The 13,200-nt window shown below is 68.6% G+C and carries 10 protein-coding genes; 4 read left to right on the plus strand and 6 right to left on the minus strand.

Annotated features, from left to right (window positions below; genetic code table 11):
- Positions 1 to 149: 149 nt before the first annotated feature.
- The 6 genes from cmk to gyrA form a co-directional block, all read right to left on the minus strand.
- Positions 150 to 821, minus strand: a complete 672-nt coding sequence (cmk, locus tag HMJ39_RS00375) for a (d)CMP kinase (protein WP_161385223.1) — start codon at positions 819 to 821, stop codon at positions 150 to 152.
- Entirely contained in the window at positions 818 to 3,076 is a 2,259-nt protein-coding gene (locus HMJ39_RS00380) for a bifunctional prephenate dehydrogenase/3-phosphoshikimate 1-carboxyvinyltransferase (RefSeq protein ID WP_194295849.1), read from the minus strand. Before HMJ39_RS00380 ends, cmk begins: the two co-directional genes overlap by 4 nt.
- Positions 3,076 to 4,179: a histidinol-phosphate transaminase gene (hisC, locus tag HMJ39_RS00385; RefSeq protein ID WP_194295850.1), complete on the minus strand. Its 1,104-nt coding sequence runs from the start codon at positions 4,177 to 4,179 to the stop codon at positions 3,076 to 3,078. The genes HMJ39_RS00380 and hisC overlap by 1 nt, the downstream gene beginning before the upstream one ends.
- Positions 4,180 to 4,249: 70 nt before the next feature.
- The gene (gene pheA / locus HMJ39_RS00390) at positions 4,250 to 5,338 is read right to left on the minus strand and encodes a prephenate dehydratase (protein ID WP_194295851.1); all 1,089 of its coding nucleotides are present in this window, start codon (positions 5,336 to 5,338) and stop codon (positions 4,250 to 4,252) included.
- Positions 5,338 to 6,417, minus strand: a complete 1,080-nt coding sequence (gene serC / locus HMJ39_RS00395; protein ID WP_161385227.1) for a 3-phosphoserine/phosphohydroxythreonine transaminase — start codon at positions 6,415 to 6,417, stop codon at positions 5,338 to 5,340. Before serC ends, pheA begins: the two co-directional genes overlap by 1 nt.
- Entirely contained in the window at positions 6,414 to 9,143 is a 2,730-nt protein-coding gene (gyrA, locus tag HMJ39_RS00400) for a DNA gyrase subunit A (protein WP_194295852.1), read from the minus strand. The genes serC and gyrA overlap by 4 nt, the downstream gene beginning before the upstream one ends.
- 310 nt (positions 9,144 to 9,453) lie before the next feature.
- Between gyrA and HMJ39_RS00405 the strand changes: the two genes are divergently transcribed.
- From HMJ39_RS00405 to HMJ39_RS00420, 4 genes are read left to right on the plus strand one after another with little or no spacing between them, the layout of a single operon-like run.
- Complete coding sequence (locus tag HMJ39_RS00405; RefSeq protein WP_194295853.1) at positions 9,454 to 10,800, plus strand: TRZ/ATZ family hydrolase; 1,347 nt, start codon at positions 9,454 to 9,456, stop codon at positions 10,798 to 10,800.
- A complete protein-coding gene (gene ubiG, locus HMJ39_RS00410; protein ID WP_194295854.1) occupies positions 10,797 to 11,501 on the plus strand; it encodes a bifunctional 2-polyprenyl-6-hydroxyphenol methylase/3-demethylubiquinol 3-O-methyltransferase UbiG in 705 nt (234 codons plus the stop codon). The genes HMJ39_RS00405 and ubiG overlap by 4 nt, the downstream gene beginning before the upstream one ends.
- Complete coding sequence (locus HMJ39_RS00415; protein ID WP_194295855.1) at positions 11,494 to 12,162, plus strand: HAD family hydrolase; 669 nt, start codon at positions 11,494 to 11,496, stop codon at positions 12,160 to 12,162. The genes ubiG and HMJ39_RS00415 overlap by 8 nt, the downstream gene beginning before the upstream one ends.
- A 3-nt stretch (positions 12,163 to 12,165) precedes the next feature.
- Positions 12,166 to 12,939, plus strand: a complete 774-nt coding sequence (locus HMJ39_RS00420) for a YciK family oxidoreductase (protein WP_194295856.1) — start codon at positions 12,166 to 12,168, stop codon at positions 12,937 to 12,939.
- Positions 12,940 to 13,200 lie beyond the last annotated feature (261 nt).

The following is a 13,200-nucleotide window of genomic DNA, read 5'->3' on the forward strand; positions in this document are numbered from 1 at the left end:
CCAAGCTGGTTTACTGTCAGAAACCGGGCAGCCTGTTTTCATGAAATCAGAACACCATTGTAGCAGCGGCCTCAGCCGCGAAACCGGCCGGCGGGCGCGGTATCGCGGCTGAAGCCGCTCCTACGGGGTAATCTGGTCCACCGGCGCCGTCAGGTCAGGGACCGGGCACCGGCTTCATCAAGGATACGATCCACCACTTGCTCCACATTGAGCTCGGTGGAATCGATCTCCACCGCGTCCGGAGCCGGCTTGAGCGGCGCCACGGCGCGCTGCATGTCGCGCTCGTCACGGGTTCGGATGTCCTCGATAAGGGTGGCGAGGTTAGCACCAAAGCCCTTTTCCTTCAACTGGGCGTAGCGCCGGCGGGCGCGCTCCTCGGCGCTGGCGGTGAGGAACACCTTGAGCGGGGCGTCGCGGAACACCACGGTGCCCATGTCGCGGCCGTCGGCCACCAGGCCGGGGCGCTGGGCGAAGGCCCGCTGGCGGGCGAACAGGGCATCGCGCACCGGCTGCAGCACCGCCACCTGGCTGGCCAGCTCGCCGACCCGCTCCTCGCGGATGATTTCGCCCACGTCCTCGCCGTCCAGGATCACGGCGGTGTCGCCGGCCCCTTCCCTGAATTCCACCGGCAGTTGCTCGGCCAGGTCCACCAGGCGCATTTCGTCATCCAGGGGCACGCCGCGACGTTCCGCGTGCAGGCCCAGCACCCTATACAGGGCGCCGGAATCCAGCAGGTGCCAGCCCAGGCGGGCCGCCACCCGCCGCGCCACGGTGCCCTTGCCGGAGGACACCGGGCCGTCAATGGTGATTACGGGGATCATCGGTCCTCCCGGGGTGCCTGCACCTCCAGGGCCAGGCCGGCGGCCCGGGCCAGCTCGGCGAAGCCGGGGAAGCTGGTGGCCACGTTGGCGCAGTGGTGAATGGTGATCGGCGCCGAGGCGCGCAGGGCCGCCATGGCGAAGCTCATGGCGATGCGGTGGTCGCCGTGGGACTCCACTTGGCCGCCGCCGTAGGGGCCACCGACGATGCGGATGCCGTCCTCGTACACTTCATGCTCCACGCCCAGGGTGGCCAGGCCATCGGCCATCACCTGGATGCGGTCGGATTCCTTCACGCGCAGCTCCTCGGCACCGCGCAGCACGGTTTCGCCCTCGGCGCAGGCGGCGGCGATGAACACCGCCGGCAGCTCGTCGATGGCCAGGGGCACCAGCTCCTCGGGGATCACGATGCCCTTCAGCGGCGCGCTCTTCACGACCAGGTCCGCCACCGGCTCGCCGCCGGCATCCCGTTGATTTTCCAGGCGAATGTCCGCGCCCATCCGCTTCAGGATGTCGATCACGCCGGTGCGGGTGGGGTTCACGCCCACGTGGGGCAGGGTCACCTCGCCGCCCTCGGCGATGCTGGCGCCGACCAGGAAGAAGGCCGCCGAGGAGATGTCCGCCGGCACATCCAGCTGGCCACCGCGCAGGGCGCCGCCGCCGCTCAGGGTGGCGGTGGCGCCGTCCCGGCGCACCGGGTAGCCGAAGCCGTTGAGCATGCGCTCGGTGTGGTCCCGGGTGGGCGCCGGCTCGGTCACCGAGGTGTCGCCCTCGGCGTAGAGCCCGGCCAGCAGCACCGCGGACTTCACCTGGGCGGAGGCCATCGGCAGGTCGTAGTGGATGCCCTTGAGGGCGGCGCCGCCCCGGATGCGCACCGGCGGCCGGCCGCCCTCCCCGGTTTCGATCACCGCGCCCATTTCACGCAGCGGCCTGGCCACCCGCTCCATGGGCCGCTTGGACAGGGAGGCGTCGCCGGTGAGTTCGGTGTCGAACGCCTGGCCCGCCAGCAGGCCGGTGAGCAGGCGCATGGAGGTGCCGGAGTTGCCCATGTAGAGCGGCTTGCCGGGCGCCTTGAGGCCGTGCAGGCCGACGCCGTGCACCAGCACGCGGCCATTGTGCGGGCCTTCGATCACCACCCCCATGTCGCGGAACGCCTGCAGGGTGGCCAGGGCGTCCTCGCCTTCCAGGAAGCCGCCGATCTCGGTGCTGCCCTCGGCCAGGGAGGCCAGCATGATCGAACGGTGCGACATGGATTTGTCGCCGGGCACCCGCAGCCGGCCCTGGAGCCGGCCGCCGGGGGCCACGACGAAGGTGGGATCGGAGTGCTGTGTCATGCCTGTCTCGTCGTCGGAATGCCGCGCGCGGGTATAGGAGGTGCGCGCGTTCATGGCCAGAAAATGGGCCCGGGCGCTGTTGGCCCGGGTCATGATGCCCATCAGGGCCTCGCTGTCATTGTCCTCGATGGCGCGCTGGAAGCGGTCGATGCCGTCGCGGAACAGCCCCAGGGCGTCGAGCACGGCGCCCCGGTTCTCGCGGAAGATGTCGTGCCACATCACCGGGTCGGAGCCAGCGATGCGGGTGAAATCCCGGAAACCGCCGGCGGCGTAGCGGAAAATCTCCGTGGAATCCCCCTGGCGGGCCAGGGTATCGACCAGGGAAAACGCCAGCAGATGCGGCAGATGGCTGGTCTCCGCCAGCACCTGGTCATGGTGCTCCGGCGCCATGCTCAGCACCTCGGCACCGATCGCGGTCCACAGGGCACGCACCCGCCGGGCGGCGTCCGGGTCGGTGTCCGCCACCGGGGTGAGGATCACCCGGTGCCGGCGGTAGAGGTCCGCGTCGGCGGCCTCCACGCCGCTCTTCTCCTTGCCGGCGATGGGGTGGCCGGGCACGAAGCGGGCAAAGTGGGCGCCCAGGGCGCGGCGCGCCTGGTCGATCACCGCCGTTTTGACGCTGCCACCGTCGGTGATCAGGGCCCGGTCGCTCAGGCCCGGGGCCAGCTTGGTGAGCACCGTTTCCATGGCCGACACCGGCGTGGACACGAACACCAGGTCGGCGCCGCGCACCGCCAGCGCCAGGTCCTGGCTGCCCTCGTCGATCAGGCCCAGGGCCAGGCCCTGCTCCAGGGTGCGCGCCGAGCGCGCACCGGCCACCACGGTGCCCGCCAGCCCCTGGCGGCGCAGGGCGGCGGCGAAGGAGCCGCCAATCAGGCCCAGGCCGATGATCGCTACCCGCCGGAACATGGGTTGCTCCGCCATCAGCGCGCCATGGCCCGGCCCAGGGCCTTGAGGAAGCGTTCGTTCTCGGGGGCGGTGCCGATGGTAACGCGCAGGTGGTTGGGCAGCCCGTAGCCGCCCAGGGGCCGCACGATCACGCCGTCGCGCAGCAGCGCTTCGTACACCGGCAGGGCGTCGCCGCCGCAATCAAAGGTGACGAAGTTGGCCACCGAGGGAATCCGCTCCAGGTTCAGCTCCGCCAGCCCCTCGGCCAACTGCGCCAGGCCGGCGGCGTTCTCGCCCTTGGAGTTCTCGATGTGGTCGTGGTCGTCCAGGGCGGCTTGAGCCGCCGCCAGGGCCGGGATGTTCACATTGAACGGCTGGCGCACCCGGTTGAGCACGTCCGCCACCTGGGGATGGGCCACGCCATAGCCCACCCGCAGGCCGGCCAGGCCGTGAATCTTGGAGAAGGTGCGCGTCACCACCAGGTTGGGATGGTCCCGCAGGCGGGTCAGGCCGTCCGGGTAGTGGCTTTCCTCCACGTACTCGAAGTAGGCCTCGTCGAGCACCACCAGTACCTCCTCCGGCACCCGCGCCAGGAAGGCGTCCAGGGCGTGGTCGTTGAACCAGGTGCCGGTGGGGTTGTTGGGGTTGGCCAGGAACACGATGCGGGTGCGCTCGGTGATGGCGTCCGCCATGGCGGCCAGGTCGTGGCCGTAAAGGTGGGACTCCACCCGCACCGGCGTGGCGGAACAGGCCAGGGTCACCAGCGGATAGACCGCGAAGGCGTATTCGGAGAACACCACCTCGTCACCGGGCTGCAGGTAGGCCCGGGCCACCAGCTCCAGCACATCGTTGGAACCGTTGCCCAGCACCAGCCGGTCGGCATCCACGCGCAGCCGCTCGGAGAGCGCCGCCTTGAGCTCGAAGCCGGCGCCGTCCGGGTACAGGTGCACTTGCTCCAGTGCCCGGCGGGCGGCGTCCAGGGCCTTGTGGCTGGGGCCCAGGGGGTTCTCGTTGCTGGCCAGCTTGATCACGTCGTGGATGCCCAGCTCGCGCTGCAGTTCCTCGATCGGCTTGCCGGGCTCGTAGGGTTTGAGCCGTTGCACGCCGGTATTGGCCAATTGGATGTAATCGCAGCTCATGGTTTGTCCTTGTGCTCTGGTCGGGCGCCGTGATCGCGGCTGAAGCCGCTCCTACAACGTAGGTTCGCCGCTACAATACCGCTTTGGGGTAGGAGCCCAGCACCTTGATGGTGTTGCCGTCGGAATCCAGATCCTCCAGCACCCTGGTCAGGGCCGCGTCCTCCTTGTGACCTTCGCAGTCGATGAAGAACACATAGCTCCAGTTGGCGATGCGCGAGGGCCGGCTTTCCAGGCGGGTCAGGTTGATGCCGCTGTCGCGGAACGGGCGCAGCAGATCGGACAGCAGCCCGGGCCGGTTCTTGCCGGACACCAGCAGGCTGGTCTTGTCGCGGCCGGAGGGCGGCGTGTCCTGGCGGCCGATGATCAGGAACCGGGTGGTGTTGTCCGGCCGGTCCTCGATGTTGACCTGCACTTTCTCCAGCTCGTACAGCTCGCAGGCCATGTCGCCGGCGATGGCCATGGCGTTCCACTCGTCACGCAGGCGCCGCGCCGCTTCCGCGTTGGAGCTCACCGCGATGCGCTCCACCGCCGGCATGTGGGCGTCCAGCCACTGGCGGCACTGGGCCAGGGTCTGCTGGTGGGAATAGATGCGCGTGACCTTGTCGCGGCGGGTGTGCGGGCCGGACAGCAGATGGTGGTGGATGCGCAGCTCCACTTCGCCGCAGATTTTCAGGTCCGAATTCATGAACGAATCCAGGGTGTGGTTGACCATGCCCTCGGTGGAGTTTTCCACCGGCACCACGCCGAAATGCACGGCGCCCGCCTCCACTTCCCGGAACACCTCGTCGATGGCGCCCAGGGGCACGCTCTCCACGGAGTGGCCGAAATGCTTGATCGCCGCCTGCTGGGTGAAGGTGCCCTCCGGGCCCAGGAACGCCACCCGCATGGGCTGTTCCAGAGCCAGGCACACGCTCATCACCTCGCGGAACAGGCGCGCCATGTCCTCGGCGTCGATGGGGCCGGTGTTGCGCTCCTTGATGCGGTGCAGCACCTGGGCCTCGCGCTCGGGCCGGTAGAACACCGGCGCCGGGTCCTCGGCGCGCTTCACCTCGGCCACCTGGTGGGCCAGGTCGGCGCGCTCGTTGAGCAGGTTCTGGAGGCGCTGATCGAGGCTGTCGATGCGCTCGCGCAGGGTATCGAGGCTGGGTTTGTCGCTCATCAGGCTTTCCGTTTCTCGAAGTCCGACATGAACCCGATCAGGGCGTCCACCGCCGCTTCGGGCACCGCGTTGTAAATGCTGGCGCGCATGCCGCCGACGCTGCGGTGACCCTTGAGATTGCGCAGGCCGGCGGCGTCCGCTTCGGCCAGGAAGTCCTTGTCCAGGGCGCTGTCGGCGAGCACGAAGGGCACGTTCATCCAGCTGCGCTGGGTGGGCCGCACCGGGTTGGCGTAGAAGTCGCTGGCGTCGATGTAATCGTACAGCTTGGCGGCCTTGCGGCGATTGATCTCGCCCATGGCGGCCACCCCGCCCTGCTCCTTGAGCCATTCGAACACCAGCCCCGCCAGGTACCAGGCGAAGGTGGGCGGCGTGTTGTACATGGAGCCGTTGTCGGCGTGAATCTGGTAGTTGAGCATGGACGGCACCGTGGGGCCGGCGCGGCCCAACAGGTCCTTGCGTACGATCACCAGGGTCAGGCCCGCCGGGCCGATGTTCTTCTGGGCGCCGGCGTAGATCAGGCCGAAGCGGCTCACGTCCACCGGCCGCGACAGGATGGTGGAGCTCATGTCCGCCACCAGCGGCTTGTCCACCTCCGGCACGAAGTCGAATTCCAGGCCGCCGATGGTTTCGTTGGGGCAGTAATGCACGTAGGCGGCGTCGTCGGAGAGCCGCCATTCACTTTGCGCCGGCGCGTAGCTGAAGTTGGCGTCCTCGCTGGAGGCCGCCACGTTCACCTCGCAGAAGCGGCGCGCTTCCTTGATCGCCTTGGTGGACCACTGGCCGGTGTTCACGTAGTCCGCCTTGCCGGCGTCGCCGAGCAGGTTCAGCGGCACCATGGCGAACTGGGCGCTGGCGCCGCCCTGCAGGAACAGCACCGCGTAGTCGTCGGACAGGCCGAGCAGGTCGCGCAGGTCGCGCTCCGCCTTTTCGGCCATGTCCACGATCACCGAGTCGCGATGGCTCATTTCCATCACCGACATGCCGGTGCCCCGGTAGTCCAGCATTTCCTCCCGGGCCCGTTGCAGGACCGCCTCCGGCAGCGCCGCCGGACCGGCGCAGAAGTTGTACGCGCGGCTCATTCTTCCGTCTCCTCGCCACCCTCGGTCGGGGCGTCCTGGTCGCCTTCGACGCCCTCGGCGTCCGGGTCGTCGTCGCCGTCCAGCTCCGGAATCGGCGCCAGGCCGGACAGGGCCTCGCCGTCACCGAGGCGGATCAGACGCACGCCCTGGGTGTTGCGGCCCAGATGGCTGACCTCGTCCACGCGGGTGCGCACCAGGGTGCCCTGGTTGGAGATCAGCATCACGTCCTCGCCACCGAACACCTGGGTGGCGCCCACCAGGGGCCCGTTGCGTTCGTTGACCACCATGCCGATGACACCCTGGGTGCCACGGCCCTTGGTGGGGAACTCGCTCAGGTCGGTGCGCTTGCCGTAGCCGTTTTCCGAGGCCGCCAGCATCTGGCCGCCCTCCTGGGGCACGATCAGGGCGATCACCTGCTCGCCCTCGGCCAGCTTCATGCCGCGCACCCCCCGGGCGATGCGGCTCATCACCCGCACCCGGGATTCCTGGAAGCGCACCACCTTGCCGTTGCCGGCCACCAGCACCACGTCCTCGTCGCCCTGGGTGATGGCCACGTTGACCAGGTCCTCGCCGTCCTGCAGGCGCACCGCGATCAGGCCGCTGCTGCGCGGCCGGGCGAAGCGCGCCAGCTCGGTGCGCTTGACCACGCCGCTGGTGGTGGCCATGAAGATGAACGGGCCGGCGACCGCCGGGGCATCCTCTTCCGCCTCGCCGTCGGCGCCGTCCGCGTCCTCGGCCACGTCCACCACCTCGGCGTCGGCCTCTTCCTCATCGTCGCCGTTGCTCTGCTGACGCACCTGCTCGGCGTCCAGGCGCAGGATGGCGGTGATGCGCTCCTCGGGCTTGAGCGCCGGAATCAGGTTGATGATCGGCTTGCCCCGGGAGGCCCGACCGCCCTGGGGCAGCTCGAACACCCGCAGCCAGTACACCTTGCCCACGTTGGTGAAGCACAGCAGGGTGTCGTGGGTACCCGCCACCAGCAGGTGCTCCACGTAGTCCTCGTCCTTGAGCTGGCCGGCGGACTTGCCGCGCCCGCCGCGCTTCTGGGCCCGGTAGGTATCGATCGGCTGGGTCTTGGCGTAACCGCCGTGGCTGAGGGTCACCACCACGGTTTCCTCGGCGATCAGGTCTTCCATGCTCAGATCCAGGCGGGAGGTCTGGATCTCGGAGCGGCGGTCGTCGCCGTATTCGTCGCGCACCGCGGTGAGCTCGTCGCGGATCACCTGCATCAGGCGTTCCGGATCCGCCAGGATCAGCATCAGCTCGGCGATCTGGTCGAGCAGCTCCTGGTAATCGGTGATCAGCTTTTCCCGTTCCAGGCCGGTGAGCTTCTGCAAGCGCAGGTCGAGAATCGCCTGGGCCTGTTCCGGGCTCAGGTGATAAAGGCCGTCGTGCAGGCCGTAGGCTTCGTCCAGGCCGTCCGGGCGCGCCGCGTCCTCGCCGCCGGCGCGCTCCAGCATGGTCATCACGTCGCCGGGCTCCCAGCCCCGGGCCAGCAGTTTTTCCTTGGCCTCGGCGCCGCTGGGCGACGCCTTGATCAGCTCGATCACCGGATCGATGTTGGCCAGGGCCACCGCCAGGCCTTCCAGCTGATGGGCTTTCTCGCGGGCCTTGCGCAGTTCATAGACGGTGCGCCGGGTGACCACCTCGCGGCGGTGGCGCAGGAAGGCGTCCAGCAGCTCGCGCAGATTCAGGGTCTTGGGCTGGCCGTCCACCAGGGCCACGGTGTTGATGCCGAACACCGACTCCATCTGCGTTTGCTGATAGAGGTTGTTGAGCACCACCTCGGCGTTCTCGCCACGGCGCAGCTCGATCACCACGCGCATGCCCTGCTTGTCGGACTCGTCGCGCAGCTCGGTGATGCCCTCGATGCGCTTTTCCTTGACCAGCTCCGCGATCTTCTCGATCAGCCGCGCCTTGTTCACCTGGTAGGGCAGCTCGTGGATGATGATCGCTTCCTTGCCGCCCTTGTCCATCTGCTCGATGTCGGCCCGGGCGCGCACGTAGATGCGGCCCCGACCGGTGCGGTAGGCCTGCACGATGCCGGCGCGGCCATTAATGATGCCGGCGGTGGGGAAATCCGGGCCCTTGATGTATTCCATCAGGTCGTCCGGGGTCAGGCTGTCGTCGTCGATCAGCGCCAGACAGCCGTCCACCACTTCGCGCAGGTTGTGCGGCGGGATGTTGGTGGCCATGCCCACGGCGATGCCCGAGGAGCCGTTGACCAGCAGGTTCGGCACCCGGGTGGGCATGACGTCGGGAATCCGCTCGGTGCCGTCGTAGTTGTCGACGTAATCGACGGTTTCCTTGTCCAGGTCGGCCAGCAGTTCGTGGGCGATCTTGGACATGCGCACTTCGGTGTAACGCATGGCCGCCGCCGAGTCGCCGTCGATGGAACCGAAGTTGCCCTGCCCGTCCACCAGCATGTAGCGCAACGAGAACGGCTGCGCCATGCGCACGATGGTGTCGTACACGGCGGAGTCGCCATGGGGGTGGTACTTACCGATTACGTCGCCCACCACCCGGGCGGATTTCTTATAGGGTTTATTCCAGTCGTTGCCCAGCTCGTGCATCGCGAACAGCACCCGCCGGTGTACCGGCTTGAGGCCGTCGCGTACATCCGGCAGGGCGCGACCGATGATCACGCTCATGGCGTAATCCAGGTACGACTGCCTGAGCTCGTCCTCGATATTGACGGGCGTGACTTCTTTGGCGAGGTCCGTCATGGCGTTCCTTTATATGGGTCCAGGGACAGTCCGGGAAAGCCCCGGATGATAGCACAGCGGCGGCTGGCCGGGCGATACGGACGCCAAGCCGCCGGATACAGGATGCAGGATGCAGGGTACAGGCGCGTGGTCGGGTGGCGACGAGCCTCTGGCATCAGGCTCCGCGCTGCAAGGCCAAGTTCACGACCAGCACGAACCCGCGGGCTCGGCGCCTCGGTCGGTACGGCTTCGTCCACGCCTGAATCCTGCATCCTGTATCCTGTAACGCCGGACGGCTATACTCGCGACCTGACCGAACAGGGAGCTTTGCATGACCGACAACCGCGCGGATCTGATCGTCCAGGCCCGTTGGGTGGCGCCGGTGGCGCCGGACACCGGGGCCCTGGCCGACCACGCCCTGGTAGTGCGCGACGGCGCCATCGTCGACCTGCTGCCCACCGCCCTGGCGGCGCAGAAATGGGTGGCCGACGACACCGTGACCCTGGACCGCCATCTGCTGATTCCCGGGCTCGTCAACGCCCACACCCACGCCGCCATGAACCTGTTCCGCGGCCTGGCCGACGACCTTCCCCTGATGACCTGGCTGGAGCAGCACATCTGGCCGGCCGAGGGGCGCTGGATCGGCGAACCCTTCGTGCGCGACGGCGCCCGGCTGGCGGCGGCGGAAATGATCCGCTCCGGCACCACCTGCTTCGGAGACATGTACTTCTTCCCGGAAACCACCGCCCGGGTGGTCATGGAAGCAGGCCTGCGGGCGGCCCTGTTCGCCCCCATCCTGGACTTCCCCACGCCCATGGGCGACGGCCCGGACGACTACCTGCGCCTGACCACCCGCGCCGCCGATGCCTGGCGCCACGAACCGCGCATCACCATCGGTTTTGGCCCCCACGCGCCCTATACCGTGTCCGACGGCCCGCTGCGCCAGGTGCTCACCCTGGCCGAGGAACTGGACGCGCCGGTGATGATGCACGTGCACGAAACCGCCGGCGAGATCCACTCCGCCGTGGAAGCCAACGGCGAACGCCCCCTGGCCCGACTCAAGCAGCTGGGCCTGCTCAGCCCGCGCCTGATGGCGGTGCACATGACCCAGCTGCTGGACGAGGAAATCCAGTGGGTGGCGGACACCGGCACTCAGGTGGTGCACTGCCCGGAATCCAACCTCAAGCTGGCCAGCGGCTTCTGCCCGGTGCAGCGCCTGCTGGACGCCGGCATCAACGTGGCCCTGGGCACCGACGGCGCGGCCAGCAACAATGACCTGGACATGATCGGCGAGACCCGCACCGCCGCCCTGCTCGCCAAGGGCGTGAGCCTGCGCGCGGACGCGGTGTCCGCCGACCAGGCCCTGCGCATGGCCACCCTCAACGGCGCCCGCGCACTGGGCCTGGAGCAGCACACCGGTTCACTGGAAATTGGCAAGCAGGCGGATATGGTCGCCGTGGACCTGGGCGCCCTGGAAACCCAGCCGGTCTACGACCCGGTGGCGCAGCTGGTGTACGCCGCCACCCGCGACCAGGTCACCCACAGCTGGGTGGCCGGCCGCTGCCTGATGCGTGAGCGCCAGTTGACCACGCTGAACGCCGCCCTGATCGCCAAGAACGCCGGCGAATGGCGGGACAAGATCGCCCAGGCCGATCACTCACCGGAGAATCAGCAATGAGCCAAGCCAACGTCGACAGCGCCGAAATCGCCAAATTCAACGCCCTGGCGGAACGCTGGTGGGACCCGGAGTCCGAGTTCCGCCCGCTGCACGACATCAACCCGCTGCGGTTGAACTACATCGACGAGCGCCTGGACCTGCCCGGCAAGAAAGTCATCGACATCGGCTGCGGTGGCGGCCTGCTCTCCGAGGGCATGGCCCGGCGCGGCGCCCGGGTCACCGGCATCGACCTGGGCGAGGCGCCCCTGGCGGTGGCCCGGCTGCACGCCGAGCAGAGCGGCGTGGAGGTGGAATACCGCCAGGTGCCCGCCGAGGAGATCGCCGCCGAGCGGGCCGGCCAATACGACGCCGTCACCTGCCTGGAGATGCTCGAGCACGTGCCCGACCCGTCCTCGGTGATCCGCGCCTGCGCCACCCTGGTGAAACCCGGCGGCCAGGTGTTCTTCAGCACCATCAACCGCAACCCGAAGGCGTTCCTGTTCGCCATCGTCGGCGCCGAGTACGTGCTGCGTCTGCTGCCCCGGGGCACCCACGAATACGCCAAGCTGATCCGCCCCTCGGAGCTGGCCGGCTGGGCCCGGGACGCCGCCCTGGAGGTGCGCGACACCACCGGCATGACCTACAACCCGCTGGCCCAGGTCTACAAACTCAACCGGGATGTTTCCGTGAACTATCTGATGCACGCGGTGCGCCGTGCTTGAGGCGGTTTTCTTCGATCTCGACGGCACCCTGGTGGACACCGCGCCGGACTTTTACGTAGTGCTCAACCAGGTGCTGGAGGCCCATGGCCACCCGCCGGTGAGCTACCAGGCGGTGCGCGCCACCGTCTCCAACGGCGCCCGCGCCCTCACCGAGCTGGGCTTCGGCCTGGCCCCCGGTGACGACGGCTTCGACCGGCGCCTGGACGATCTGCTGGAGGCCTACGGCCGGCGGCTGGACGTGGACACCCGGCTGTTCGAGGGCATGGCGGAATCCCTCGCCTGGCTGGAAAGCAACGACCTGCCCTGGGGCGTGGTCACCAACAAACCGGAACGCTTCACCCGGCCGGTACTGGCCGGCCTGGGCCTGCTGGAGCGGGCCGTGGCGGTGATCTGCCCGGACCAGGTGGCCGAGCGCAAGCCGCACCCGGAGGGCCTGCTCAAGGCGGCGGCCACCGCCAACGCCAACCCGGTGCACTGCCTGTACGTGGGCGACCACCTGCGTGACATCCAGGCCGGACTCAATGCGAAAATGGTCACCGCCACCGCTGCCTTCGGCTACGTGGACGCGGACGACAACCCGCGCGCCTGGCCGGCGGACCACTATCTGGAACGGGGCGAGGACCTGCCCGCCCTGCTGCGCAGTCTCAATCAGGACGACTAAGGCATGGACATCAAGGCAATCAACGACCGCGCCGTCAGCTACCAATGCACGGTGGACACCTTCAAGGACCGCATCATCCTGGTCACCGGCGCCGGCGCCGGCATCGGTCGCGCCGTGGCCCTGGCCCTGGCCGCCCATGGCGCCACCGTGATCCTGCTGGGCCGTACCCAGGCCAAGCTGGAAGCGGTCTACGACGAGATCAAGGCCGCCGGCGGCCCGGAACCGGCCCTGGCGCCGGTCAACCTGGAAGTGGCCCGCCCGGAGGACTACCGGGAACTGGCCACCCTGTTCGACAAGGAATTCGGGCGTCTCGACGGCGTGCTGCACAATGCCTCGGTGCTCGGCGACGTCACTCCCCTGGACCGCTACGGCGCCGACACCTGGGAATCGGTGATGCGCGTCAACGTCAACGCCGCCTTCCACCTCACCCAGGCGCTGCTGCCGCTGCTGCGCAACAGCGAGGACGGCCGCATCCTGTTCACCTCGTCCAGCGTGGGCCGGCGCGGCCGCGCCTTCTGGGGCGCCTATGCCGCCTCCAAGGCGGCCACCGAGAACCTGGCGCAGACCCTGGCCGACGAGCTGGAGAACATCAGCCCGATCCGCACCAACACCCTGAACCCGGGCGCCACCCGCACCGACATGCGCGCCCTCGCCTACCCCGGCGAGGACCCGGCCACCCTGAAGGCGCCGGAGGAGATCGTCGCGCCCTACCTGTTCCTGCTCGGGCCGGACAGCCGCGACGTCAACGGCGTGTCCCTGGACGCCCAACCGAAATAACCGCTGTCCCTGATTTGTAGGAGCGGCTTCAGCCGCGATGGCGCTGCAAGCTGCAAGCTGCAAGCTGCAAGCTGCAAGCTGCAAGCTGCAAGCCAGGACATGATGGCGGGGAGGCCGTGCCTGTCAAAAATAGTTGCAAGTTACAAGTTGCAAGTTGAAGGGGGGAGCCGAGCGGCTTTCCCGTGGCCTGCGGCCGGGAATGGCTTTTGCGGGTCGAATTCTCTTAAGCGCGCGCAGGGCCTTCAGGCCTCGCCGACCCCG

Source organism: Alloalcanivorax profundimaris, assembly GCF_015265435.1.
GTDB lineage: Bacteria > Pseudomonadota > Gammaproteobacteria > Pseudomonadales > Alcanivoracaceae > Alloalcanivorax > Alloalcanivorax profundimaris.

Coding starts and splice junctions, on each gene's coding strand:
- cmk (WP_161385223.1), bottom strand. CDS start 821: ATGATCCCCGTAATCACCATTGACGGCCCGGTGTCCTCCGGCAAGGGC.
- HMJ39_RS00380 (WP_194295849.1), bottom strand. CDS start 3,076: ATGGCGGAGCAACCCATGTTCCGGCGGGTAGCGATCATCGGCCTGGGC.
- hisC (WP_194295850.1), bottom strand. CDS start 4,179: ATGAGCTGCGATTACATCCAATTGGCCAATACCGGCGTGCAACGGCTC.
- pheA (WP_194295851.1), bottom strand. CDS start 5,338: ATGAGCGACAAACCCAGCCTCGATACCCTGCGCGAGCGCATCGACAGC.
- serC (WP_161385227.1), bottom strand. CDS start 6,417: ATGAGCCGCGCGTACAACTTCTGCGCCGGTCCGGCGGCGCTGCCGGAG.
- gyrA (WP_194295852.1), bottom strand. CDS start 9,143: ATGACGGACCTCGCCAAAGAAGTCACGCCCGTCAATATCGAGGACGAG.
- HMJ39_RS00405 (WP_194295853.1), top strand. CDS start 9,454: ATGACCGACAACCGCGCGGATCTGATCGTCCAGGCCCGTTGGGTGGCG.
- ubiG (WP_194295854.1), top strand. CDS start 10,797: ATGAGCCAAGCCAACGTCGACAGCGCCGAAATCGCCAAATTCAACGCC.
- HMJ39_RS00420 (WP_194295856.1), top strand. CDS start 12,166: ATGGACATCAAGGCAATCAACGACCGCGCCGTCAGCTACCAATGCACG.